Source organism: Vagococcus proximus (genome assembly GCF_029143285.1).
Taxonomy (GTDB): domain Bacteria; phylum Bacillota; class Bacilli; order Lactobacillales; family Vagococcaceae; genus Vagococcus_D; species Vagococcus_D proximus.
Window position 1 is genome coordinate 240,960 of sequence record NZ_JAPDSH010000002.1, and the last position, 23,659, is coordinate 264,618.

At 34.3% G+C, this 23,659-nt stretch carries 26 protein-coding genes, 1 tRNA gene and 1 other annotated feature; of the genes, 25 read left to right on the forward strand and 2 right to left on the reverse strand.

What is annotated here, in order from left to right; all coding sequences use genetic code 11:
• Positions 1–145 precede the first annotated feature (145 nt).
• The 7 genes from OL233_RS03695 to OL233_RS03725 all read left to right on the forward strand — a co-directional run bounded on the left by OL233_RS03695 (position 146) and on the right by OL233_RS03725 (position 9,213).
• Positions 146–1,063, forward strand: coding sequence for an ABC transporter permease (locus OL233_RS03695; protein WP_275471021.1), 918 nt, complete (start codon positions 146–148; stop codon positions 1,061–1,063).
• A 12-nt stretch (positions 1,064–1,075) separates the two neighbouring features.
• Entirely contained in the window at positions 1,076–1,993 is a 918-nt protein-coding gene (locus tag OL233_RS03700; protein ID WP_275471022.1) for a carbohydrate ABC transporter permease, read from the forward strand.
• Positions 1,994–2,069: 76 nt separating this feature from the next.
• Entirely contained in the window at positions 2,070–3,554 is a 1,485-nt protein-coding gene (locus OL233_RS03705; RefSeq protein WP_275471023.1) for an ABC transporter substrate-binding protein, read from the forward strand.
• Between the two features lie 138 nt (positions 3,555–3,692).
• The gene (locus tag OL233_RS03710) at positions 3,693–4,292 is read left to right on the forward strand and encodes a DUF624 domain-containing protein (RefSeq protein ID WP_275471024.1); all 600 of its coding nucleotides are present in this window, start codon (positions 3,693–3,695) and stop codon (positions 4,290–4,292) included.
• Between the two features lie 15 nt (positions 4,293–4,307).
• Entirely contained in the window at positions 4,308–5,987 is a 1,680-nt protein-coding gene (locus OL233_RS03715) for a sensor histidine kinase (protein WP_275471025.1), read from the forward strand.
• A 5-nt stretch (positions 5,988–5,992) separates the two neighbouring features.
• Positions 5,993–7,450, forward strand: a complete 1,458-nt coding sequence (locus OL233_RS03720) for a response regulator transcription factor (protein ID WP_275471026.1) — start codon at positions 5,993–5,995, stop codon at positions 7,448–7,450.
• A 185-nt stretch (positions 7,451–7,635) separates the two neighbouring features.
• On the forward strand, positions 7,636–9,213 hold the full coding sequence (locus tag OL233_RS03725; RefSeq protein WP_275471027.1) for a peptide chain release factor 3: 1,578 nt from the start codon (positions 7,636–7,638) through the stop codon (positions 9,211–9,213).
• A 77-nt stretch (positions 9,214–9,290) separates the two neighbouring features.
• Here OL233_RS03725 and OL233_RS03730 read toward each other — a convergent pair whose 3' ends face one another.
• Positions 9,291–9,599, reverse strand: coding sequence for a DUF1827 family protein (locus tag OL233_RS03730; protein ID WP_367618488.1), 309 nt, complete (start codon positions 9,597–9,599; stop codon positions 9,291–9,293).
• 223 nt (positions 9,600–9,822) lie between these two features.
• On the opposite strand from OL233_RS03730, the gene ykzS reads away from it, so the two are divergent.
• From ykzS to OL233_RS03800, 14 genes are all read left to right on the forward strand, one after another.
• Positions 9,823–10,014, forward strand: a complete 192-nt coding sequence (gene ykzS / locus OL233_RS03735; RefSeq protein ID WP_275471028.1) for a protein YkzS — start codon at positions 9,823–9,825, stop codon at positions 10,012–10,014.
• A gap of 167 nt (positions 10,015–10,181) precedes the next feature.
• Positions 10,182–10,448 carry a phosphocarrier protein HPr gene (locus OL233_RS03740; protein WP_126831444.1) on the forward strand — a complete coding sequence of 89 codons (267 nt, stop codon included), beginning with the start codon at positions 10,182–10,184 and terminating at the stop codon, positions 10,446–10,448.
• Positions 10,448–12,169: a phosphoenolpyruvate--protein phosphotransferase gene (ptsP, locus tag OL233_RS03745; protein WP_275471029.1), complete on the forward strand. Its 1,722-nt coding sequence runs from the start codon at positions 10,448–10,450 to the stop codon at positions 12,167–12,169. Before OL233_RS03740 ends, ptsP begins: the two co-directional genes overlap by 1 nt.
• Before the next feature lie 125 nt (positions 12,170–12,294).
• Positions 12,295–13,167 carry an NAD(P)-dependent oxidoreductase gene (locus tag OL233_RS03750; protein ID WP_367618489.1) on the forward strand — a complete coding sequence of 291 codons (873 nt, stop codon included), beginning with the start codon at positions 12,295–12,297 and terminating at the stop codon, positions 13,165–13,167.
• Positions 13,168–13,304: 137 nt separating this feature from the next.
• Entirely contained in the window at positions 13,305–13,538 is a 234-nt protein-coding gene (locus OL233_RS03755) for a YkuJ family protein (RefSeq protein WP_126831441.1), read from the forward strand.
• A gap of 101 nt (positions 13,539–13,639) precedes the next feature.
• Positions 13,640–14,644: a signal peptide peptidase SppA gene (gene sppA / locus OL233_RS03760; protein ID WP_275471031.1), complete on the forward strand. Its 1,005-nt coding sequence runs from the start codon at positions 13,640–13,642 to the stop codon at positions 14,642–14,644.
• 166 nt (positions 14,645–14,810) lie between these two features.
• Positions 14,811–15,434: an RDD family protein gene (locus tag OL233_RS03765; protein ID WP_437184401.1), complete on the forward strand. Its 624-nt coding sequence runs from the start codon at positions 14,811–14,813 to the stop codon at positions 15,432–15,434.
• Positions 15,435–15,457: 23 nt separating this feature from the next.
• Entirely contained in the window at positions 15,458–16,405 is a 948-nt protein-coding gene (locus OL233_RS03770; RefSeq protein WP_275471033.1) for a tetratricopeptide repeat protein, read from the forward strand.
• A 124-nt stretch (positions 16,406–16,529) separates the two neighbouring features.
• Positions 16,530–17,810 carry a trigger factor gene (tig, locus tag OL233_RS03775; RefSeq protein WP_275471034.1) on the forward strand — a complete coding sequence of 427 codons (1,281 nt, stop codon included), beginning with the start codon at positions 16,530–16,532 and terminating at the stop codon, positions 17,808–17,810.
• Positions 17,811–17,961: 151 nt separating this feature from the next.
• On the forward strand, positions 17,962–19,197 hold the full coding sequence (clpX, locus tag OL233_RS03780) for an ATP-dependent Clp protease ATP-binding subunit ClpX (protein WP_275471035.1): 1,236 nt from the start codon (positions 17,962–17,964) through the stop codon (positions 19,195–19,197).
• Between the two features lie 141 nt (positions 19,198–19,338).
• Positions 19,339–19,929 (forward strand): ribosome biogenesis GTP-binding protein YihA/YsxC, encoded by a 591-nt coding sequence (gene yihA, locus OL233_RS03785; protein WP_126831436.1) that lies wholly within the window; start codon positions 19,339–19,341, stop codon positions 19,927–19,929.
• A 26-nt stretch (positions 19,930–19,955) separates the two neighbouring features.
• Positions 19,956–20,258 (forward strand): nucleoside triphosphate pyrophosphohydrolase family protein, encoded by a 303-nt coding sequence (locus tag OL233_RS03790; RefSeq protein WP_275471036.1) that lies wholly within the window; start codon positions 19,956–19,958, stop codon positions 20,256–20,258.
• A gap of 19 nt (positions 20,259–20,277) precedes the next feature.
• Entirely contained in the window at positions 20,278–20,961 is a 684-nt protein-coding gene (locus tag OL233_RS03795) for an O-methyltransferase (protein ID WP_275471037.1), read from the forward strand.
• Between the two features lie 151 nt (positions 20,962–21,112).
• On the forward strand, positions 21,113–21,382 hold the full coding sequence (locus tag OL233_RS03800) for a hypothetical protein (RefSeq protein ID WP_275471038.1): 270 nt from the start codon (positions 21,113–21,115) through the stop codon (positions 21,380–21,382).
• A gap of 90 nt (positions 21,383–21,472) precedes the next feature.
• Here OL233_RS03800 and OL233_RS03805 read toward each other — a convergent pair.
• A tRNA-Arg gene (locus OL233_RS03805) sits at positions 21,473–21,546 on the reverse strand.
• A gap of 267 nt (positions 21,547–21,813) precedes the next feature.
• On the opposite strand from OL233_RS03805, the gene OL233_RS03810 reads away from it, so the two are divergent.
• The 4 genes from OL233_RS03810 (at position 21,814) to rpmA (ending at position 23,593) form a co-directional block, all read left to right on the forward strand.
• A complete protein-coding gene (locus tag OL233_RS03810; protein ID WP_275471039.1) occupies positions 21,814–22,422 on the forward strand; it encodes a TetR/AcrR family transcriptional regulator in 609 nt (202 codons plus the stop codon).
• 96 nt (positions 22,423–22,518) lie between these two features.
• Positions 22,519–22,594: a sequence feature (ribosomal protein L21 leader region), on the forward strand.
• A 20-nt stretch (positions 22,595–22,614) separates the two neighbouring features.
• Positions 22,615–22,923: a 50S ribosomal protein L21 gene (gene rplU / locus OL233_RS03815; protein ID WP_126831431.1), complete on the forward strand. Its 309-nt coding sequence runs from the start codon at positions 22,615–22,617 to the stop codon at positions 22,921–22,923.
• Positions 22,924–22,950: 27 nt separating this feature from the next.
• A complete protein-coding gene (locus OL233_RS03820) occupies positions 22,951–23,292 on the forward strand; it encodes a ribosomal-processing cysteine protease Prp (RefSeq protein ID WP_275471040.1) in 342 nt (113 codons plus the stop codon).
• 16 nt (positions 23,293–23,308) lie between these two features.
• Complete coding sequence (rpmA, locus tag OL233_RS03825) at positions 23,309–23,593, forward strand: 50S ribosomal protein L27 (protein ID WP_126831429.1); 285 nt, start codon at positions 23,309–23,311, stop codon at positions 23,591–23,593.
• Positions 23,594–23,659 lie beyond the last annotated feature (66 nt).

The window sequence follows — 23,659 nt, forward strand, 5'->3', positions numbered from 1 at the left end:
AGGGGAAATATGTAATTGTTTTCATCCTTGATAGTAAAGGAAGTAACTGCTTACCTATAATCTGTATACAAAAAACAATATTTTTTCACTTATATAAAATGTAAAGGCTTTATATAATGAAGATGTTAAGAAGAGGAGGGGAATTATGAAGAAAGCAATGAAGAATAAGGCCTTACTACTTATGGCCCTACCAGGAACGTTATGGTTAATTATATTCTTCTACATCCCTATTTTTGGGAACGTAGTAGCATTCAAAAATTTTAAAATTTCAGATGGAGGATTCATCAGAAGTTTGATTGATAGTCCATGGGTAGGATTTGAAAACTTTAAATTCTTATTTAAGTCATCAAATGCGTACCTCATTACACGAAATACAATTATGTATAATCTAACATTTATTATTTTAAATCTAATTGTAGCGGTAATATTTGCTGTTATTTTAAGTCAATTAAGATCTAAACGTTCGATTAAAGTGATTCAAACATCAATGTTATTACCATATTTCTTATCATGGGTAATTATTAATTACTTCGTTTATGCATTTTTAAGTCCTGAAAAAGGATTATTTAACGCAATTATTTCAGCAGGTGGCGGAGAAGCGATAAGTTGGTATAACGAACCTAAATATTGGCCATTCATTCTGATCTTTATGGGTGTATGGAAAGGGATAGGATACAACAGTATTATTTACTTTGCTTCTATTATGGGCATTGATCCAACATACTACGAAGCAGCAGAAGTTGATGGTGCAAGTAAATGGCAACAAATTGTTCACGTAACAATTCCACAATTAATTCCGTTAATGACTGTTTTAACAATTTTAGCAGTCGGAAATATCTTTAAAGCTGATTTTGGTTTATTCTACCAAATTCCAAGAAACTCAGGAACATTATATGAAGTAACAGACGTTCTTGATACATACATCTTCAAAGGCTTAACAACAACAGGAGATATCGGTATGGCATCTGCAGCTGGTTTATATCAATCAGTAGTCGGTTGTATTATGGTTGTTGTGACTAACTTAGTCGTTAGAAAATATGATGAGAATTCAGCACTATTCTAGAAGGAGAGAACTATGAGTAAGAAGAAAAAAATCGATTCAGTTAATGTTAAAGGGTTCAGTAAACCAGCTAACATTATTTTTACTATCTTAATGGCACTCGTTGCTTTAACTTGTGTCTTTCCTTTCATCTTTGTTATCATCATTTCTTTTACAAGTGAGCAATCAATTACAATGAATGGTTACCGCTTAATTCCAAGTGAGTGGAGTTTAGATGGTTATCGTTACTTGATTGAAATGAAAGGTCAAATTTTACAAGCATTATTTATCAGTGTGTTTGTAACGGTAGTGGGTACGATTGTAAATGTAGTCTTTACATCAACTTATGCGTACGCTATTTCAAGAAATTCATTTCCATACAGACGCTTTTTCACAATGTTAGCACTTGCTTCAATGTTATTTAGTGCTGGTATGGTTCCAAGTTATATCGTTATGACAAACATGTTAGGTTTAAAAGATTCAATCTGGGCTTTAATTTTACCAATGGCTTTATCACCATTTAACATCATCGTAATGCGTACGTTTTATCGTCGTTCTGTTCCGGATGCTATTATCGAAGCAGCTAAGATTGATGGTGCTAGTGAATTAAGAACATTCTTACAAATTGTATTACCTTTATCAGTACCAGGTATTGCAACAATTAGTTTGTTTGCAGCTCTAGCATATTGGAATGACTGGTTTAATGCATTACTTTATATTCAAAGTGATAACTTAGTACCATTGCAATACTTGCTAATGAAAATTCAAGGTAGTATTGATTTCATGATGCAAAATACAGCATTAGGTGCTCAAGTTACTGGTGGCGTTAATATTCCAAAAGAAGCAACACGTATGGCAATGGTTGTTATTTCAACAGTGCCAATCGCTGCAACTTATCCATTCTTCCAAAAATATTTTGTTGGTGGATTAACAATCGGTGGCGTAAAAGAATAAGGTTATTACCTGATATCTGATTCGAAAAGAATCAGATATCAGATTTATAATAAAAATACTATGGAGGTCTTGAACTATGAAATTAGGTTTTAAAAAGCTTTTATTATCAGGTGCTGTTTTAGGGTTAGCTGCGGTAACATTAGCAGGTTGTGGTAGTTTGACAGGTGATAGTAAGAAGGCAAGTAATGATAAAAGTAAAGATGGTAGTGACACATTATTAATGTATCGTGTTGGAGATAAACCAACAAACTACGATGAAATTATGGAAGTTGTTAACAAACGCATGAAAGAAGAAATTGGCGTTGAGTTAAATATGCAATTTATCGGTTGGGGCGATTATGAAAAGAAAATGTCAGTTATCACATCTTCTGGCGAAAATTATGATATCGCTTTCGCGAACAACTATGTTAATACAGCGCAAAAAGGAGCTTATAAAGATATCACTGAGTTAGCTCCAAAATATGCGAAAGAAACATATGAAAACTTAGATCCAACTTATATTGAAGGTAATAAAGTGAATGGTAAACTATATTCTATTCCAGTAAATGCTAACGTATTTGCACAACGTGTTATTACTTTTGATAAAGAATTAGTAGACAAATATAAAATGGATATCACGAAAGTGAAAACATTAGATGATTTGGCACCATTATTAAAAACAATTAAAGAAAATGAACAAAATGTCGTACCTTTTGCAGCGGGTAAAGATATCCGTATGGGTAATTTCGATTATGTTTATGATGTAAATGTTCCATTAGGTATTGATTTAGATGGCGACGAAAAAACAATTGTAAACCCTTATGAAACATCAGATAGAATGAAGAATGAGTTAAAAGCGATGCATAACTTATACTCACAAAAATTCATTCCTCAAGATGCGGCGACAAGTGATGAAATTTACCGTTTAGATGATAAAACTTGGTTCGCTCGTGTTGAAACACAAGGACCATTCGATTATGGCGATACAATCTTAACGCGTGCTGCTGGCCGTGAATTAGTATCTGTACCACTTACAGATCCATTAAAAGATAATGGTCAAATGTTTGTTGCTAACTGGGTTATTTCAAACACATCTAAAAATGCTGAAAAAGCATTAGAGGCTATTAACTTAATCAATACAGATAAAGATATCTTAACTACTATGGTATTTGGACTTGAAGGCGAAGCGTGGGAAAAAGTTGGCGATGATAAAATGAAAATTTTAGATGGCTACGATGCAAGTAAAAAAGTTATCGGTGGAGCTTGGATGTCAGGGGATAACAAAACATTATACACTGATGAAGCAATCACTGATGATATGATCAAAGAACGTGATGAAAAAATTGCTGCAGCGAAAACTTCTCCTTTATTAGGGTTCAACTTTAATGGAGATAGCGTGAAAACAGAAGTCACTAATATTACTAACGTTACTGCACAATACCGTTCAGGTTTAAGTACAGGAACATTAGATCCTGAAAAAGCTATTCCAGAGTTTAACGCAAAACTTAAAGAAGCTGGTTTAGAAAAAGTACAACAAGAAATGCAAAAACAATTTGATGAATTTAACAGCAAGAAAAAATAGTTATTAATTTATCAACTACAAAATAGAAGTAAAGGTAAATTTCGACTGCGAAGTTTACCTTTACTTTTTAATTTTTTAAGCACAGTTTTAAAACAAGAAAGAATCATGTATCATTAAGGAAGAATGGAGTGGATAGGTATGATAGAAACAGGTGTAACAGAAGGGATTAATAAATTTTATTTTATATTAAAATTAACCCTATATTTTTGGGCATTAAGTATCAGTAGGGGTGTTATATTTGGAGTAGGTCCAGCTTTCTTAACGATCATGGCACTTTTTGGTGAGTACGGCTGGGATCATAGTAAGGTAACATGGAAAAACTTATACCCTGAATTTAAAAAGGAATTTAAATTTGGAAATCAGTTGTTTTATAGCTTTTTCTTGATAGGTTTATTTTTATTTTTAAGCTTATGGACGTCTGTTCAATTAAAAGGAATGTTATTTTTAATGACAGATTTTATTCTTATTTTTCTTTTATTAGTCGTTATAATAGCGGGAGGATTTGCTTTTTCTCTATATAGTCATTATGACATTAGTCTAAAAAATTTAATAAAGTTATCAGTAATCTTATTCTTTAGAGAATTTAAAGCGGCACTATCATTAGTTGTATTCTTAGTAATCATGACGGTTATCAATTTAAAAATGCCGGCTTTTATATTCTTTATATCAGCAGGAGTGCTTGCCTTATTTTTATACCGTTTGGGTAAAAAAGTAAGTGAAGGTCTCGTGGTAGATTAACGAAGAGGTGATCTAATGAAATTGAAAGACAACTTAATGTATCGCCTACTGAAAATTTTTTCATTAACATTAATCGTCATTATCACGCTATTTTCTTTGATAGCAGCTTATGTTGTAAATAGAGATAACCATAAACAAGCTGTAATGTTAGGCGAAAACGCATTAAATAGACTGGAAAATTATGTGACTGAGAATCAAAATAAGATAAAAAAATTGAGTACTGATTTACAAACAGTTGAGACAGAAAATCAAGGGATTACACATTATTTTTCGATGAATGCTACAGAGTACTTGGAGTATACTTTATCGCATAATTATAATTTAGGGTACTTGCCACAAGTTGTTCAAGATGCTTATTTATCTGATGAAACAATCGAATCATTGGCTATTGATTATAATTTATCTCAAGATAAATTTTACTCGTCTAAAGAGTTGAAGAACGGAAAAAAAGTTATAAGCTATCCGGAGAGCAAAGGTGTAAAGTTTAGTTCTGTTTTAAGAAACCAATCAACTAATGAGTTGTATGGGAATGTTCATATTACAGTGGACACAACTAACTTAACGAATAATTTGAAGCAATTGGAAAATCAATTTAATAATGAGTCGTTTATCATTTATAATAGTTCTAATATTAGCTATACTAATACTAGTGATTCAGCGTTATATAATCGCATGAAAAATTATATTGCTACTGGTCAGAAAATGGCTGATTCAGACTTAACATCGGATTATTATGTGTATCAAAAGACATTTGATTCGTATCAAGTACTATCTTTAGTGTCGAGAAAACAAGTATTAAGACACTCATTATCTGTACTATTAGAATTACTTTTATTTAGTGCGATTGTTGACAGTGTGCTTTTACTTTTATTATTTAGATTGTTTAATGGCTATCTTTATCAAGTAGAAGATATTTTAGCCTCGATAAAGAATGTCTCAAATGGTGAACGAACAAAACGTATTTGTTTGGTAGATAAAAAAGCTGAGTTACGTGATATCTCAGAAAGTATAAATGAAATGTTAGAAAGCATGGATTCATTTATTAGAGAAAATTATGAATTAGAATTAAGGCAAAAGGAAGCAAACTTTCAAGCCTTACAGGCACAAATTAACCCCCATTTCATGTATAATACATTAGAATATATTCGAATGTACGCTGTAAGTGAAGGAATGGATGAGTTAGGTGAAGTGGTTTTCTCTTTCGCTTCAATTCTGAGAAATAATATAACGCAATCTAAAATTATTACGTTAGAAAATGAAATGAAATTCTTAGAACAGTATGTGTACTTATATCAGATGCGTTATCCAAAAAGTGTCGCTTATTCTTTCAAGTTACAAGAAGAGGTTAAACTAGTTGAAATTCCAAAATTCTGTTTACAACCACTTGTAGAAAATTACTTTGCGCACGGAATTGATTTTACTCGTACGAATAATGTTATAAGTGTAACTGCAACTAAAAAGGATGATAGGTTGAAAATAGAAATTAGGGATAATGGAAATGGTATTTCTGATAAAAAATTGGAACAAATTAATCGCTATTTATCAGAGGGACATCCTTATGAAAATCAATCAATAGGAATTCAGAATGTTAATGAACGAATGAAAATTATTTTTGGTGATAGGTACAGTATGGTCTTTACACATACAGATGGTGGCGGTACAACTATTCAAATAAAATTAAAACTTGAGGAGTGAGACTGATGAATAATGTGTTACTAGTAGATGATGAATATATGATTTTATCAGGGTTAGAACGCTTAATTCCTTGGGATGATTTAAATTTGAAATTAGTTGGGACTGCTTCTAATGGGCAAGAAGCCTATGACTTTGTTAAAGATAATGAGGTGGACATTATCGTCTCAGATATAACGATGCCCCTGATGTCAGGTATTGAATTTAGCAGAAAGTTGAAGTCGGAGGGTCATAGTGTAAAGACAATTTTCTTATCAGGTTATCAAGAATTTGAATTTGTAAAAGAAGGAATGGCGTTAGGTGCAGTTGATTATTTGGTAAAACCTGTAGACTCTAAAGAATTAGTGGCAACACTAACAAAAGCAATTGAGTTGATAGAAGAAGAGAAAGAACAGTCAACATATAAAGAAATGCAACTTGCCCAACAATTTAAATCATTAATTTTAGGGGATGGCAATGCAGAAGAGTACATCAAAGCCAATAATCTAGAAAGTATAAGTGACTTTAATGTGTTTATAGGAACATCGACATCAGAAGCATTTTTTGATTATTTAGATAAACAGGCTAATATTTCCTACATTGAAGACCCAGGACAAGACAAGATGATTATAGGGTTGATCACGGGTATGGGAAAAGAAGAGTTAAGTCTTTTTTATAATCGTTTAGCTGATATGTTTCCTAAAGATGTTTTTATTTTTGCTGGGACATGGCAAGGCTCATATACTGAAATAAATGCAAGCTACTGTGTCGCTGTGAAATTACAGGAAAGTTATTATTTTTATAATTTAGTACAAGAGGGATGTATATGGTTAGAGTTAAATAACCACCTTGAAGAACTATACTATGATAATTCAGAAGACTTGCCCTTAATTTCAAAGAGTGATACAAGTAAGAGGTTACATGATAAGATTGAGGATATGATTTTGTATATTGAAAGAAATCCAATTCCACCCAATCATGTGAGGTATATTACGTTATTATTACTTTCAGATGCTCTAACATTTTATAACCTTAGTCCTGTAGAATCTTATCAGAAGCAGATTGAGCGCGTAAAAGACATTAAGAATATCTCTGAAGTAAGGGAAGTCTTTGAGGAATTAGAATCTAACATTTCAGAAGTTATATCTGAGCGATCGTATAGCGAACTTACTAAGAAAGCTATTGAGATAGTCAATAAAGATTATCAAAAAGATCTTCTTCTAAAAGAAATTGCAGAGGAATTATTTGTTAATTCTATGTATTTGGGGCAATTGATAAAAAAAGAAACGGGTCAAACATTTTCGCAATATTTAAATAGTTACCGTATGAAAAAGGCAGAGACCTTACTTTTGAAATCAACTAAAACAGTGAATGAAATAGCAACGGACATAGGGTATTCAAGTACGGGTTATTTCCATCGAAATTTCAAAGAAACCTATAATATGACACCTAGGGAATTTAGAGAAAAATTCCAAGCTCTAGGTTAAAAATAAGGACACTATATCTTTATTCTGAGTGGCTATCATGCTATACTTATGAAATAAATGAAGACCATAGTGTCTTTTTTTTTGAGAATGAGTAGTTGACTAACAATAAGTTCCTGATGGTGAAAGGAACACTAAATAAAGAGAATAGCACTTAATTAAGTGTTTAAAATAAGAGGAGCAAACTAATGAGTTTAAATTTAAAAGAAGCGGTAGATAGTCGTCGTACTTTTGCGATTATTTCCCATCCCGATGCGGGTAAAACAACAATTACAGAACAATTACTTTTATTCGGTGGCGCGATTCGTCAAGCCGGTACGGTAAAAGGTAAAAAAACAGGTAACTTTGCTAAATCAGATTGGATGGAAATTGAAAAACAACGTGGTATCTCTGTAACAAGTTCAGTGATGCAATTTGATTACGATGGCAAACGCGTAAACATCTTGGATACACCAGGACATGAGGATTTCTCGGAAGATACTTACCGTACGCTTATGGCCGTTGATGCTGCTGTCATGGTAGTAGATAGTGCTAAAGGTATCGAGGCACAAACAAAGAAATTATTCCAAGTCTGTCGCATGCGCGGTATTCCAATTTTTACATTTATGAATAAACTAGATCGTGATGGTCGTGAGCCGTTGGATCTACTAGCTGAATTAGAAGAAGTTCTTGAGATTGAATCTTATCCGATGAACTGGCCTATTGGTATGGGTAAAGGTTTAGAAGGGTTATACGATGTGTATCACAAACGTGTTGAATTGCACCGTCCTGAGAAATATGATGGCGAACGTTTCATTGAATTAAATGAAGATGGCGATATCCCAGCAGATCATCCTTTACATAAAGACAGTGTTTATACTCAAGCTATGGAAGATGTTGAATTGTTAACAGAAGCAGGAAATGAATTTTCTGAAGAACGTATTGCAGAAGGTAAATTAACACCGGTATTCTTTGGTTCAGCCTTAACTAATTTTGGTGTTCAAACATTCTTAGAGACATTTTTACAGTTTGCGCCAAAACCATCAGCCCATAAAACATTGGCGGAAGAGACCGTTAGTCCTTATGAAAAAGAGTTCTCAGGCTTTGTTTTTAAAATTCAAGCGAACATGAACCCAGCTCACCGAGATCGTATTGCGTTTATTCGAGTGTGTTCAGGTGAATTTGAACGTGGTATGGATGTATTCTTAGAACGTACTGGTAAAAAATTCAAACTAACAAATTCAACACAATTCATGGCAGATAGTCGCGAAACGGTTGAAAGTGCTGTAGCAGGAGATATTATTGGTCTTTACGATACGGGTAACTATCAGATTGGTGATACGTTATATTCTGGTAAAATGAAAGTCGCTTATGAAGAGTTACCACAATTTACACCAGAGTTGTTTATGAAAGTAACGGCTAAAAATGTTATGAAACAAAAGTCATTCCATAAAGGAATGGATCAATTGGTTCAAGAGGGAGCTATTCAACTTTATAAAACGATTCTAACGGAAGATTACATCATTGGCGCTGTTGGTCAACTTCAATTTGAAGTCTTCCAACACCGTATGTTAAATGAATACAATACTGAAGTTATTTTAACGCCAATGGGGAACAAGACAGCACGTTGGATTAATGAAGAAGATTTGGATGAACGCATGAGTTCAAGTCGTAATATCTTGGTTAAAGACCGTTATAACCAACCGCTATTCTTATTTGAAAATCAGTTTGCAATGCGTTGGTTTGCTGATAAATATCCAGATGTTGAATTAAAAGCTCTATTATAATAAAAAAAAGACCTTCCAAGAGGAAGGTCTTTTTATAAATTTTTAATGGAATCAATCTAAAATAAAGTAACCACTAGTTATGAGACTACAGCAGAATCTGGTGCAACAGGGATAGACATTTCTACAATCCCATGTAGTTTAATCATATTTAAATTTTGTCGGTCATTTTCATCTTTGACTAGTCGACGTAAAACGGTATCTATTTCTGATTGGTTGATATTACGTGTTCGGTTGGTAATAAGGATTTCCTTATGTCGTGGTGCTTCTGTGTAAATTACTGAAGTTTTTCCAATACTGTAGACCTTGATAAAGTTGGCATCTGTGTTTGCAAGTTGTTGGCTAACTAAATCAGGGTAGCTGTTTGTTACGTCAATCAATTTCATCATGCTCACCTCACGAAAGTATTTGCTAATCACTTGTAAGTTGTGATTAAAAATTCTTGTTATTTTATAATTAAAGTATAACGCTTTATCAAAGAAACTTCAAAGAATATACTTGATTTAGACAATTAAAATTCACAATTTTTAAAAGGGACATTTTACTCAGTAAAAAAACTATAGTGTGGTAGTATGATAGTATAGTAAAAAGATAGAGAATGGAGGGTATAACTTGGATTATCAAGCGGAATTAGACCGATTAGTTTCTGGAGAAATAAAAGAGTTGGTCATTGATCGGGATCATTTTTTACTATGCAGGACAGCATGGTTAGCACATCCGAAGCGTAAAGAAATAGTAGGAGAAGCGTGTTTAGGAGGGAGTGTTATTTATAGATATATACCTAATCCTACAGATGAAAAATAAAGTTTCATTTAACATATAAGTCTTTGAATATAAAACTGTTGTAAGAATCATAAAAAAATGGTAATCTTTATTGGAGAAAGAGTACCCTAACTATAATTTGTCTATGGTCAAATAACGGTTATGGAAACTCTGATTCATTAAAAAACACTCAAGGGAGAATGATAATTATGGAAACAAAAAACTTTAACATTATTGCTGATACTGGGATCCACGCTCGTCCTGCAACTTTATTAGTTCAAACAGCTAGCAAATTTAACTCTGATATTAACTTAGAGTACAAAGGTAAATCAGTTAACCTTAAATCTATCATGGGCGTTATGTCTTTAGGTGTTGGCCAAGGTGCTGACGTAACTATCACTACTGAAGGTGCTGACGAAGCAGAAGCTATGACAGCGATTGCTGATACAATGACTAAAGAAGGTTTGTCTGCATAATGTCAGAATTATTAAAAGGGATTGCAGCAAGTGATGGCGTAGCGGTTGCCAAAGCTTATATGCTTGTACAACCTGATTTAACATTCGCAAAAAAAACCGTTGAAGATTCAGAAGGGGAAGTAGCTCGTCTTGCTGATGCGCTAGCTAAATCTACTGAAGAGCTTCAAGCTATTCGTAATAAAGCAGCAGAAACATTAGGTGAAGAAGAAGCGCAAGTTTTTGACGCACATTTAATGGTTCTATCTGATCCAGAGATGATTGGTAGTATCGAATCAAGTATTCGAGATAATAAAGTCAATGCTGAATCAGGCTTAAAAGAAGTAACAGATATGTTTATCGGTATGTTCGAAGCTATGGAAGATAACCCTTACATGCAAGAACGTGCTGCTGACATTAAAGATGTAACTAAACGTGTATTAAGTCATTTATTAGGTGTTAAATTACCTAACCCATCAATGATTGATGAAGAAGTTGTTGTTGTGGCTCATGACTTAACACCAAGTGACACGGCTCAATTAGACCGTCGTTATGTTAAAGCGTTTGTTACTGATATTGGGGGACGTACGTCTCACTCTGCTATTATGGCTCGTTCTCTTGAAATTCCAGCTATCGTTGGAACAATGGAGATTACTTCAAAAGTTGAAGATGGTACTATGTTAGCTGTTAATGGTATTGACGGTGAAACATTCATCAACCCAACGGATGAAGAAAAAGCTGCAGTAGCTAAAAAAGGTGATGAATTTGCCGCTCTTAAAGCTGAATGGGATAAGTTGAAAGACGCTCAAACAGTCACAGCAGATGGCAAACACATCGAATTAGCTGCTAATATTGGAACTCCTAAAGATTTAGATGGTGTTAACGGAAATGGCGCTGAAGCTGTTGGTTTATACCGTACTGAATTCTTATATATGGATTCTCCAGACTTCCCTACGGAAGATGCTCAATACGAAGCTTATAAAGCTGTTTTAGAGGGTATGAATGGAAAACCTGTTGTTGTTCGTACAATGGACATCGGTGGGGATAAAGAATTACCTTACTTAACGTTACCGCATGAAATGAATCCATTCCTTGGATACCGTGCGATTCGTATCTGTTTAGCTGAAGATGCTATGTTCCGTACACAGTTACGTGCGTTATTACGTGCGTCTGTTCATGGTCAATTACGCATCATGTTCCCTATGATTGCAACACTTCCTGAATTCAGAAGTGCTAAAGCAATGTTAGAAGAAGAAAAAGCTAAATTAGTATCAGAAGGCGTTGCTGTTGCTGAAGATATTCAAGTAGGTATCATGATCGAGATTCCAGCTGCTGCTGTAATCGCGGACAAATTCGCTAAAGAAGTTGACTTCTTCAGTGTTGGTACGAACGATTTAATTCAATACACAATGGCTGCTGACCGTATGAACGAACGCGTTTCATACTTATACCAACCTTATAACCCAGCGATTTTACGTTTACTTAAAAACGTTATCGATGCAGCTCATGCTGAAGGTAAATGGGCAGGTATGTGTGGCGAGATGGCCGGCGACCAAACTGCAGTTCCACTGTTAGTTGGTTTAGGGTTAGATGAGTTCTCAATGAGCGCAACAAGTGTTCTGAAAACTCGTAGCTTAATGAAACGTTTAGACTCAGCTAAAATGGCTGAATTAGCAGATAAAGCAATCAATGAATGTGATACTGCTGACGAAGTTGTAGCTTTAGTTGAAGCATACACAAAATAATACTTTTTAACACATCTAAGACTTCTTAGGTGTGTTTTTTTATTTTCTAAAAATTGAACATAAAACTTGGGGATTAAGTGTTAAAAAGGGTATAATCAAGGTAACAATAAAAGAAAGTTGGAGGGATAGAAATGAAAAAAATAGGGTTTATAGGTACGGGTGTTATGGGTGCGTCAATTGTTAAACATTTACTGAATGCAAACTATACAGTGACTGTGTATAATCGTACAAAAAGTAAAACTGATGAGTTGGTAGAGTTAGGTGCGACATGGGCAGAAACACCTAAAGAAGTCACAGAAAACAGTGAGCTTATTTTTTCAATGGTAGGCTATCCTTCAGATGTTGAAGAAATTTATTTTGGTGAAACAGGTATCTTCAAGTCAAATGTTAAGGGGAAAGTAATTGTAGACATGACAACAAGTACGCCTGCTCTTGCTAAAAAAATAGCAGATTATGCAGCAAAAGAAAACGCTGTTGCATTAGACGCACCTGTTTCAGGCGGCGATTTAGGTGCAAAAAATGGAACATTGACCATCATGGTGGGTGGAGATGCTAAAACTTACAATGAAATTGAACCTGTTCTTTCAGTTTTTGGCGCTAAGGTTAACTTACAAGGCGAAGCTGGTGCGGGCCAACATACAAAAATGGCTAATCAAATTATGATTGCAGGAACAATGACAGGGATGACTGAGTTACTGGTGTATGCTAAAGAGGCTGGATTAGATCTTGAAAAAGTATTAGATACGGTTGGTGGAGGTAGTGCAGCAAATTGGTCGCTTGCTAATTATGCGCCGCGCATCCTAAGAGAAGACTATTCAGCGGGTTTCTTTGTTAAGCATTTTGTAAAAGATTTAAAAATAGCTCTTGATGAAGCGGAAAAGATGGAAATTTCCTTACCTGCAACAGAGAAAGCTAAAGAATTGTATGAGAAATTAATGGCTGAAGGTCATGAAAATGATGGTACACAAGCCTTAATAAAGCTATGGTGGGATAAATAAAACCTGATTGTAAGGTATTGGACTTTATTGTAAAAAAAGTTAAAAAAAAATAACTTAAAATTCACATTTTTTCGGTGCATGTTATCAGATAGTCTGATACAATATAACAGGAAGTGATATTGAAGGAGGCTTGCCCTATGAAAAACTCACAATTAGTGGCTATTATTAAAAGATTAGAAGCTATGACTGAAGCAACAGACAATGAAATTCAAGTACGCCGTTTTGAGCGTGAAGGCAACGAACGTTGTACCGTAACTTTTGATTCATCTGCTGAGATGTTCGAGCTTACTGAAACAGATACTCGTCAGGTTTATCAATTTGATGATATTGATTTAGTAGGTATGGAAATATACGAATTATTACAAGCTTAAAGTGAACAACTGTCTAAAGTTGGACAGTTAATAATTTGTCGAAGGATCTGGAGTAAAACTTCAGGTCTTTTTTTTGAAATTTATATAAGCGAGGGAAAAATATGACAAAGAAAAGATGGGTAGCTATAGGTATTGCAGTGGCACTTTTGGTAGTGAGAGGATTTTCATTTGGTTCGACAAATGATTCGGTTACAGATGTATTATCTGAAGATGGTGTGACAGAAGTTGTTGTGACGGAGCGTTCACTTGATGAAAAGATTGCGCTGCTTAAAGTAGATGGCACAATAGGACCTTCAGAAGAAGGCGGACTTTTTGGAAGTGAAGGCTATAATCATGATATCTTCATGTCAACTCTAAAGAAAATAGAAGAAGATGAGACCGTTAAAGGAATTCTATTAGAGGTGAATTCTCCAGGAGGCGGCGTTTATGAAAGTGCTGAGATTTCTCGCGCGTTAACTCATTTACAGAAAGATAGAAAACTTCCGATTTATGTTTCAATGAAGAATATGGCAGCCAGTGGTGGTTATTATATTTCGGCTAAAGCTGATAAAATATTTGCTACAGAAGAAACAATGACAGGGTCAATTGGTGTTATTATGTCTGGGTTAAATATGTCAGGTCTTCTTGATAAGTTAGGTGTTAAAGATGAATCAGTTAAAAGTGGGGATCTGAAAGATATAGGATCATCTACACGTAAATGGACTGAAAAAGATCGAGAAGTATTACAAGAAATGGTAGATACATCATACAATCGTTTTGTTAATTTGATTTCCGAAGGCCGTAGTATGCCTGTAGAAGATGTTAAAAAAATTGCTGATGGTCGTATTTACGATGGAACTCAAGCTTTAGAAAATGGCTTAGTAGATGAAATTGGTTTTCCTGATCAAGCGTTAGAAGGATTACGTAAAGATAAAAAATTAAAAGAGGCTTCAGTGGTTGAATATGAGGCGTCAAGTAAGTTATTGTCTGGCTATTTAGGGAAAAGCTGGTTAGGTGCAAGTGCTAAAAAAATGTTTAAGAACCAAAAAGTAGATATGGATTCAATTGTTAAAAATAGCAGTACAACAGAAGCACCTCGCTTGATGTACCAGTATGGGGGTGAATAGGATGTCAGATAATAATGAGGACTATAAGGAAGAACAACAGTCAAATGGTTTGCCAGATTTTCCATCAGAACAAGATTTAGAAACATGGAAAAAAAAGCAAGAAACTCAAAAAGAAAATGAAGATAAAGAAGATACTTTGCTGAAAGAAACGAAAGAAGTTTCTTTCATGAGTGAGCAAGAACAGGCGAAATCTAAACTTAACAAAGACGCGACTGATTTTTTTATTCATAATAAAGAGGATAATAAGAGTAAAGAGGAATTATCTGAATTAAGAGATGAAAATAGTAGGCAATGGGATCACCTTACTCGTTTAGAAGAAGACCGGGAGCCAGTCCATCACTATCATGATTTTCCGATTTATTTTTATGCAGGTTTTTGGATGAGAGTTTGGGCATTTGTCGTGGATACTATGTGTATTGGAAGTTTAACAGGTCTTATTTTAGGTATGCTTTCAATGATGGTAACACTAAATACCGCGTTAAGTGCTTTCTTATCTGTTGTTATTTATCTCCTATATTTTGTATTACTTACGAAATATACGAATGGACAAACGATTGGAAAGATGATTTTTGGGTTGAAAGTAGTAAGTTTTACAGAGGAAGACTTAAGTTGGGCAACGGTATTAGTTAGAGAGGGTGCTTGTCGTTTTATTTTGCAAATAGGGCCATTAATGTTAGGCTATATAGTAGCTGCATTCACCCCTAAGAAACAACATATCGGTGATTTGTTCAGTGATACTAGTGTTGTAACGATAAATACATTAAAGGCTTACAATGGCCAAATTAAATAGAATGTTTGGAAGGATGAACAATTATGGGAGACAGGATAGAATTCCCGAAAAATTTTGAAGGTTACATGAAAATGGCGCAAGACGCTGAGGCTACAGGGGAAAATGAAGAGGCCCTTACGTTGTATGAAGAGGCTTATGATTTACAGCCTGATTTTTTAGCCAATACTAAAATTGTAAAACTATTGATGGCTGAAGGGAAATTCCAAGAGGCTTTAGGTGTATGTGAAGAGATGTTACAAGGCTACTTCGAAGAGGAAGAGTTATTTATGACCTATATCCAATTGTTACTTGGAAATCAAGAATTCATTAAAAGTCGTAAAATGATCAAGAAAAATCGTTCTCGTATAAAAAATGAAGAAGAGCTACTAAGGTTAGTGGATACAAGTGAAGAACAATATGCTATGTTCAATCCTGAAAAGATAAAAGCTTATAAGGCAGAAGGACGAGAGATAAAAGTCCAACCGTTTTACCAGCAAATGGGTACATTAAAGTTATTGGAGAAGCTGCCTAAAAATGATTATATTGATGTCGTTAAAGAGTTATTGGTTAATGACGAGCTTCCGTTATTGCTCAGACAATCTCTTTTAGAATCGGTTGTTGCAATTTGTATATCAGAAGAATACGAGATTATTAACATTTATGGAGAACGTTGTGTAGTGGCTATTAGTGAGATACCATCACCAGGTGAGCAACGTACTTATTTAGAAGCTAAGGAAGTTCTTGAGAAGAAACTCGAAGAATATGAAGATGTCTTCCAGACCCAAATGTTAGAAGAGTTGAGAGTAAATTTTAGTGTGATGTATCCTTTTGCAGATACATGGTTAACTGACGTTTCCCTTTGGGTTAAACAGTTACTTTCTAATTATTTAGAAGTAGAATTTACTGAAGAAGAGCAAAACAGCGAGGCCTTTGATAAAAATAAAGAGTTGCTTGAGTTGATTCAAAAAGAATTAGTAAAAATCATGCAATAACCCCTTGTTTTTAGGGAGTATTTGTTGTAATATTGTTTACTTTTACCCCACAATAGTGTACTATTGTGGGGTATGCAATTGATAGAATTGTGAATAAGAAAAAATTTCTGGAGGGTAATATAATATGACTGCCAAGTTTGAAAAGAAAGGCACCAACGATGGTGTATTAACATTTGAAATCGAAAAAGAATTAGTAGCACAAGAATTAACTAACACATTTAATAAAGTTAAGAAAAACATCTCAGCGCCAGGTTTCCGTAAAGGTAAAATCTCTCGCCAAATGTTTAACAAAATGTATGGTGAAGCATCATTATACGAAGATACATTAAATGCTTTATTACCAGCAGCTTACGAAAAAGCTATCGCTGAAGCAGGTGTTGAACCAGTTGTTCAACCACAAATTAACATCGAAAAAATGGAAGCTGACTCTAACTGGGTTATCTCAGCTGTTGTAACTATGAAACCTGAAGTTAAATTAGGTGAGTACAAAAACTTAACAGTTGAAAAACAAAATACTGAAGTAACTGACGCTGAAGTTGACGAAGCTATTGCTACTAAACAAGCTGGTTTAGCTGAATTAGTTTTAAAAGAAACTGCAGCAGCTAATGGCGATACTGTTGTTATCGACTACAAAGGTATGAAAGACGGCGTTGCATTTGACGGCGGATCTGCTGAAAACTACTCATTAGAGTTAGGTTCATCATCATTCATCCCAGGTTTCGAAGAACAATTAGTTGGCGCTAAAGCTGGCGAATCAGTAGAAGTTAAAGTAACTTTCCCTGAAGAATATCATTCAGCTGATTTAGCTGGAGCAGAAGCTATCTTTGAAGTTACTGTTCATGAAGTTAAATCAAAAGAATTACCAAAATTAGATGACGAATTTGCTAAAGATGTTGATGATTCTGTTGAAACATTAGCTGACTTAAAAGCTAAAATCCGTACTGATTTAGAAGTAAGTAAATTAAATGCTGCTAAAGAAGCTGTTCAAGAATTAGCTATTCAACAAGCTGTTGACAATGCTGAAATCGTTGACCTACCAGGTGAAATGGTTCACGCTGAAGTACACCGCGCTATGGAAGAATTCTTAAACAACATGCAACGTCAAGGAATCCAACCAGAAATGTACTACCAATTAACTGGTACTACTGAAGCTGACTTACATAAACAATTTGAAGGTGAAGCTGAAGTTCGTGTTAAAACTAACTTAGTTATCGAAGCAATCGCTGCTGCTGAAAAATTTGAAGCTAACGACGAAGATCTTGCTAAAGAAATTTCAACATTAGCTGAAACTTATGCAATGGAAGAAGATGCTGTTCGTAAAGTTTTATCAGACGACATGTTAAAACATGATATCGTATTGAAAAAAGCTTTAGACGTAATCACTGATACTGCTAAAGAAGCTTAATAATCAAAACTAGTAAGAGCGAAGGTATCCCCTTTGCTCTTTTTTATCTTAAATAGCATAAAACTAAAAGTATTTTTAGTTTTATGTTAAAATTAATCAAATGGAAATAGCGCTAAAATAATGCTATTTTCTGATAGGTAGGAGGGTAACAATGTACGATAATACAGACGAAGCAGGAACTGTTAGATGTTCATTTTGTGGTAAAAATCAAGATGAAGTGAAAAAAGTTGTAGCAGGCCCTGGCATTTATATTTGTAATGAATGTATTGACTTGTGTAAAGAAATCATTGATGAAGAGTTTCGTGAAGAGTCTATTCCAGAAGAATTAGATGTGCTTAAACCTAATGAAATTGTGAATGCATTAAATGATTATGTAGTTGGTCAAGATAGAGCTAAAAAAACATTATCAGTTGCGGTATACAATCACTATAAGCGTGTAAGTAATGAAGAAGTATCCGAAGATGGTGTAGAGCTTCAAAAGAGTAACATCTGTTTGATTGGACCGACTGGTTCAGGTAAAACATTCCTAGCTCAAACATTAGCGCGTACTTTAAATGTACCGTTTGCGATTGCTGATGCAACGAGCCTGACAGAAGCAGGATATGTTGGAGAAGATGTTGAAAATATCTTACTTAAACTATTACAATCAGCTGACTTTAATGTTGAACGTGCTCAAAAAGGTATCATTTATATCGATGAAATTGATAAGATTGCTCGTAAGGGTGAGAATGTTTCGATTACTCGAGATGTATCTGGTGAAGGAGTGCAACAGGCTTTACTTAAGATACTTGAAGGAACAGTTGCTAGCGTACCACCTCAAGGAGGACGTAAGCACCCTCAACAAGAGCTGATTCAAATTGATACGACTAATATTCTATTCATTGTAGGCGGCGCGTTTGATGGCATTGAAACAATCGTTAAAGAACGTTTAGGTGAAAAAGTGATTGGTTTTGGAACAAGTAATACTAAGCTTGATGAAGAAGAAAGTATTATGCAAGCTATTATTCCAGAAGACTTATTGAAATTTGGGCTTATTCCAGAATTTATTGGTCGTTTACCTGTCATGACAGCTTTAGAGAAATTAACAGTTGCAGACTTAGTACGTATCTTAACGGAGCCTAAAAATGCTCTAGTTAAACAATATAAAAAATTATTGTCATTAGATGAGACTGAGTTAGAATTCAAACCTGAAGCATTAGAATTAATTGCGAAACAAGCAATTGAACGTAATACAGGAGCTCGTGGTTTACGCTCGATTATTGAGCATATTATGCTTGATATTATGTATGAAATTCCGATGCGTGATGATATTGAAAAAGTCATTATTACAGAACATACGGTTGAAACAGGAGAAAATCCTGAATTGATCTTAAAAGATAAAAAATAAACAGAGAGCGTGCTCTCTGTTTTTTTTTATTTATCACATCAGTAGTGTGAGCGTTATAAGTATGCTAAAATAGATAAAGATTTAGAAAAGGAACCTGTTCAAGAGAAGTTTTGTAAAGAATGGGTCACAAGGAGTGTCAAAATGAAAGTACATAATGCAGATATCGTAATCAGTGCGGTTGCACCAAAACAATACCCGGAAGTAGATATCCCGGAAATCGCTTTAGCGGGCCGTTCGAATGTTGGGAAATCTTCTTTTATTAATACGTTGATTAACAGAAAAAATTTAGCGAGAACATCTAGTAAGCCCGGAAAAACACAGACATTGAACTTCTATATTATTGAAGATAAGTTTCATTTTGTGGATGTTCCAGGATATGGTTATGCTAAAGTCTCAAAAACCGAACGTGCTAAATGGGGTGCAATGATCGAAACATACCTTACGCAAAGAGATCAACTCCAAGCAGTAATTTGTTTAGTGGACATCCGTCATAAGCCTAGTGTTGAGGATGTGCAAATGTATCAGTTTTTAAAATTCTATGATATCCCAGCTATTGTTGTTGCAACGAAAGCAGATAAAGTACCAAAAGGTAAGTGGAATAAGCATGAGTCTATTGTCAAAAAAGCGTTAGATTTTGATAATAACGATGACTTTATTTTGTTCTCATCTGAGACAAAAAAAGGTAAGGAAGAAGCTTGGGAAGTTATTGAAAAGTATTTAGACTTAGATTAATTTTATAAGATAAGGATGAGTCAGTTATGGAATTTAATGAGTATCAAGGGTTAGCTAATCAATCGTTAGCGGGTGATGAGCAGGTTTTAACTAAGTGTGCATTAGGTCTAGCTAGTGAAACAGGAGAAGTTTTAGAACTAATTCAGAAATATACATTTGACCATTATGATTTAACTAAAGAGGCTTTGATAAAAGAGATGGGAGATGTTCTATGGTACCTTTCTCAAATCTCTGAGTGGGCGGGTATTCCGTTTGAAGAGGTTGCAAAGCAAAATATAACGATGTTAAGAGAAAGATATCCCGAGCGATTTGAAAAAAAGAGAGATTAGTATAGGAGTTTGAAAGTAAATGCAAAATAGAATGATGAATATGCCTGTTGTCAAACAAGAGGTTATTGATTTTATGCGTAATGGTCAAAAACAGCTGACTGGTCCAGTAGGAGATCTTCAAAAAGTAGCTAATGAAAATGGTGTACCCGTTATCCCTCATGAGACAGTTGTGTTTATGCAGTTTTTATTAGGGCAATTAAAACCTAAAAATATTTTAGAAATTGGGACGGCTATTGGCTTTTCAGCAAGTCTAATGAATGAATTTGTTGGAGATGATGGACACGTAACGACAATTGACCGTTTCGATGTGATGATTGAAAAGGCAAAAGCTAATTTTGAAAAACAAGGAATTACAGATAAAGTAACGTTACTTGAAGGTCAAGCTGCAGATATTTTACCAACTTTAGAAGGGCCGTATGACTTCATTTTTATGGATAGTGCCAAATCAAAATATATCGAATTTTTACCAGATTGTTTACGTGTTTTAAAAACAGGCGGTGTTATTATGATTGATGATGTTCTTCAAGGGGGGACAATCTTCCAACCTATTGAAGAAATTCATAGAAGTCAACGTGCGATACATCGTAAATTAAATGAGTTGTTTGACAGGGTAATGGCATCACCGGACTTAACTGCAAGTCTAGTACCATTAGGCGATGGTGTCTTATTAATTACGAAAAATAACGAAAAGGTTTCCTTATAATAGGAAACCTTTTTTTTGTAAATGTGAGTGTTTAATGATTATATGAATAAGTTGTGAAACTTACTTGAAACAACAGTGAGTTGTATTGAGAAGTACTAGATATTGTTATATTATGAACAAGTAATATAACAAGCTAAAAGGAGTTGTCTTTATGAAAAAAATTCTTATTGTAGGTACAACGGTAGTATTGGGATTAGCTGCATTTGGCGCGATGAGTTCGGCTAGTAGTTTTGATTCGGAAAATTCAAATATGACTAGTATGAGTGACCATCACCAAGATAGAAATCGTAATGGAATGACAGGAGATGAGTTTCTTCTTAATAAAGAGAAGAGATCATCTGGAGGTAAAAGAATGATGGATAGTAATAATCATAATGATAATCACATGAAAAATAATAGAAGAGGCTATTGCCATAGATAAGACGTTTCATTACGTCTTATCTTTTTTTATTGATTATGATTACAAAAAAAGAGTAAGTAATCTTAAGATTACTTACTCTTTTAAACGTTATGTCACAGGAGGGATTCGAACCCCCGACCGTCCGCTTAGAAGGCGGATGCTCTATCCGGCTGAGCTACTATGACGTTTTTTACCGAACAAACTTATTATATAAGTATATGGTGTATAAGTCAATAGCTTGAATGAAAAAAGTTGCTTTTATCCACTAGTTAGAGTTAGTATGTTTTTTATTCTAAAAAATTAGGGTTAATAGGCAAATTTTAGATAAATAGTAGTCTAGACAAATAAAAAAATTCAAGCTATACTGATTTTATTATAAAAACAAATTATTATACGAACGTTAAATGAAAACGACATATATATATATAAATTGAAAGAAGGAATATAAACTAATGACTAAAATAGACCCTCGTGTACTGAAGACTAAAAGAAAATTAAAGTCAGCATTTTTTACGCTGATAGCAAATGGAAAGCTTAATAGTATTAACGTAAAAGATTTAACTGAGACAGCTCAAGTAACAAGAGGAACTTTTTATCTTCACTTTAAAGATAAAGAAACATTTGTTAAAGCTATGATGACAGAATTAGTTAATGAATTCTTCGAACGTTCAATTATTGAACGAGAGTTACCAGACGGTAGTATTCAACCCCGTTTATTTTTAACTAATGTATTCGAGTATGTGGATGAGCGACCTGATTTCTTTACAGTATTACTCAAGGAAGATGATGCGGCTGAATATCAAAGAATGTTAAGTGATAAATTACATAGCTATATAGAAGTCTACAATGAAAAGACTAATCAAAAAACAGAGCATAATATTCCGAAGCAGTTACTAATGAATTTTATGATTTATGGTGTATTAGGATACATCGATCAATGGTTGAGAGATGGAAAAATATATGCGACACATTACATGGCTGATAATTTACAAAAATTATTAGATTCAGCTGTTATTAGAGAAGCAGATTTAACGGGTTTCTTTGTCACGACTGAAGTGTAAACTTTACTACTATAAAATAAGTATAGGGTTTAGGTCTGAAATGTCTTGACTTATATTTTTATATTTGATAAAATGTTAATGTTGTAATTGTGGGCACCACAACTACAACCGCACAAAGTGAGTAATTAAGAATCTTGATCGATCGCTTACGATGGCGAGTCTAAGTTAAAAAATAAGGAGGTGCTTAACAGCATGTACGCAATTGTTAAAACAGGTGGTAAGCAAGTAAAAGTAGAAGTAGGTCAAGCAATTTACGTTGAGAAATTAGACGTAGAAGCAGGACAAAAAGTTGTCTTTGATGAAGTTATCTTAGTTGGCGGAGAAACAACAAAAGTTGGAACTCCTACAGTTAAAGGTGCTACAGTAGAAGGAACTGTTGAAAAACAAGGTAAACAAAAGAAAGTTGTTACTTTCAAATACAAACCTAAAAAACACACTCACCGTAAACAAGGTCACCGTCAACCGTATACTAAAGTTGTCATTGACTCAATCAACGCGTAAGGTTAGCTAACGAAAGAGGGATTAAGGATGATTGAAGCGACATTTAAGCGACAAGCAACAGGTCAGATTGTTTCATTTGAACTTTCAGGTCATGCTAATAGCGGTCCTTATGGTAGTGATATTGTATGTGCGGGTGTTTCGGCATTAGCATTTAATACGATCAATAGTATTGACGCTTTAGCTGGATTTACTCCTATTGTAGAGGTAGATGCAGTGGATGAAGGGTATTTATACTTAGAAACGTATGATGATATTACTGACGAACAATCAGCTAAATCGCAACTTTTATTAGAAAGTCTTGTGTTGGGTTTACAAGGGTTACAAGAAGAATATTCAGACTTTATTAGTCTTAAAACTATTAACAATTAATAGGAGGTGCAACACTATGTTGAAAATGAATTTACAATTCTTCGCGACAAAAAAAGGTGGTGGTTCTACTGCCAATGGTCGTGATTCACAATCAAAACGTCTAGGCGCTAAACGTGCTGACGGCCAAACTGTTACAGGTGGTTCAATTTTATACCGTCAACGCGGAACTAGAATTTACCCAGGTGTAAACGTTGGTAAAGGTGGCGACGATACTTTATTTGCTAAATGTGATGGCGTGGTACGTTTCGAACGTAAAGGCCGTGACAAAAAACAAGTTTCAGTATACCCAGTTGCTCAATAATAACTAGTTAAACCGTTTCTCTTTTGAAGAGAAGCGGTTTTTTTGTATGTTCTAGGTGGTTTAGTT

Coding starts and splice junctions, on each gene's coding strand:
- rplU (WP_126831431.1), top strand. CDS start 22,615: ATGTACGCAATTGTTAAAACAGGTGGTAAGCAAGTAAAAGTAGAAGTA.
- OL233_RS03765 (WP_437184401.1), top strand. CDS start 14,811: ATGAGTGAGCAAGAACAGGCGAAATCTAAACTTAACAAAGACGCGACT.
- OL233_RS03700 (WP_275471022.1), top strand. CDS start 1,076: ATGAGTAAGAAGAAAAAAATCGATTCAGTTAATGTTAAAGGGTTCAGT.
- tig (WP_275471034.1), top strand. CDS start 16,530: ATGACTGCCAAGTTTGAAAAGAAAGGCACCAACGATGGTGTATTAACA.
- OL233_RS03755 (WP_126831441.1), top strand. CDS start 13,305: ATGAAAAACTCACAATTAGTGGCTATTATTAAAAGATTAGAAGCTATG.
- OL233_RS03820 (WP_275471040.1), top strand. CDS start 22,951: ATGATTGAAGCGACATTTAAGCGACAAGCAACAGGTCAGATTGTTTCA.
- OL233_RS03800 (WP_275471038.1), top strand. CDS start 21,113: ATGAAAAAAATTCTTATTGTAGGTACAACGGTAGTATTGGGATTAGCT.
- OL233_RS03710 (WP_275471024.1), top strand. CDS start 3,693: ATGATAGAAACAGGTGTAACAGAAGGGATTAATAAATTTTATTTTATA.
- OL233_RS03810 (WP_275471039.1), top strand. CDS start 21,814: ATGACTAAAATAGACCCTCGTGTACTGAAGACTAAAAGAAAATTAAAG.
- OL233_RS03790 (WP_275471036.1), top strand. CDS start 19,956: ATGGAATTTAATGAGTATCAAGGGTTAGCTAATCAATCGTTAGCGGGT.
- OL233_RS03705 (WP_275471023.1), top strand. CDS start 2,070: ATGAAATTAGGTTTTAAAAAGCTTTTATTATCAGGTGCTGTTTTAGGG.
- OL233_RS03730 (WP_367618488.1), bottom strand. CDS start 9,599: ATGATGAAATTGATTGACGTAACAAACAGCTACCCTGATTTAGTTAGC.
- OL233_RS03695 (WP_275471021.1), top strand. CDS start 146: ATGAAGAAAGCAATGAAGAATAAGGCCTTACTACTTATGGCCCTACCA.
- OL233_RS03770 (WP_275471033.1), top strand. CDS start 15,458: ATGGGAGACAGGATAGAATTCCCGAAAAATTTTGAAGGTTACATGAAA.
- OL233_RS03725 (WP_275471027.1), top strand. CDS start 7,636: ATGAGTTTAAATTTAAAAGAAGCGGTAGATAGTCGTCGTACTTTTGCG.
- ptsP (WP_275471029.1), top strand. CDS start 10,448: ATGTCAGAATTATTAAAAGGGATTGCAGCAAGTGATGGCGTAGCGGTT.
- OL233_RS03740 (WP_126831444.1), top strand. CDS start 10,182: ATGGAAACAAAAAACTTTAACATTATTGCTGATACTGGGATCCACGCT.
- OL233_RS03720 (WP_275471026.1), top strand. CDS start 5,993: ATGAATAATGTGTTACTAGTAGATGATGAATATATGATTTTATCAGGG.
- clpX (WP_275471035.1), top strand. CDS start 17,962: ATGTACGATAATACAGACGAAGCAGGAACTGTTAGATGTTCATTTTGT.
- rpmA (WP_126831429.1), top strand. CDS start 23,309: ATGTTGAAAATGAATTTACAATTCTTCGCGACAAAAAAAGGTGGTGGT.
- OL233_RS03715 (WP_275471025.1), top strand. CDS start 4,308: ATGAAATTGAAAGACAACTTAATGTATCGCCTACTGAAAATTTTTTCA.
- sppA (WP_275471031.1), top strand. CDS start 13,640: ATGACAAAGAAAAGATGGGTAGCTATAGGTATTGCAGTGGCACTTTTG.
- yihA (WP_126831436.1), top strand. CDS start 19,339: ATGAAAGTACATAATGCAGATATCGTAATCAGTGCGGTTGCACCAAAA.
- OL233_RS03795 (WP_275471037.1), top strand. CDS start 20,278: ATGCAAAATAGAATGATGAATATGCCTGTTGTCAAACAAGAGGTTATT.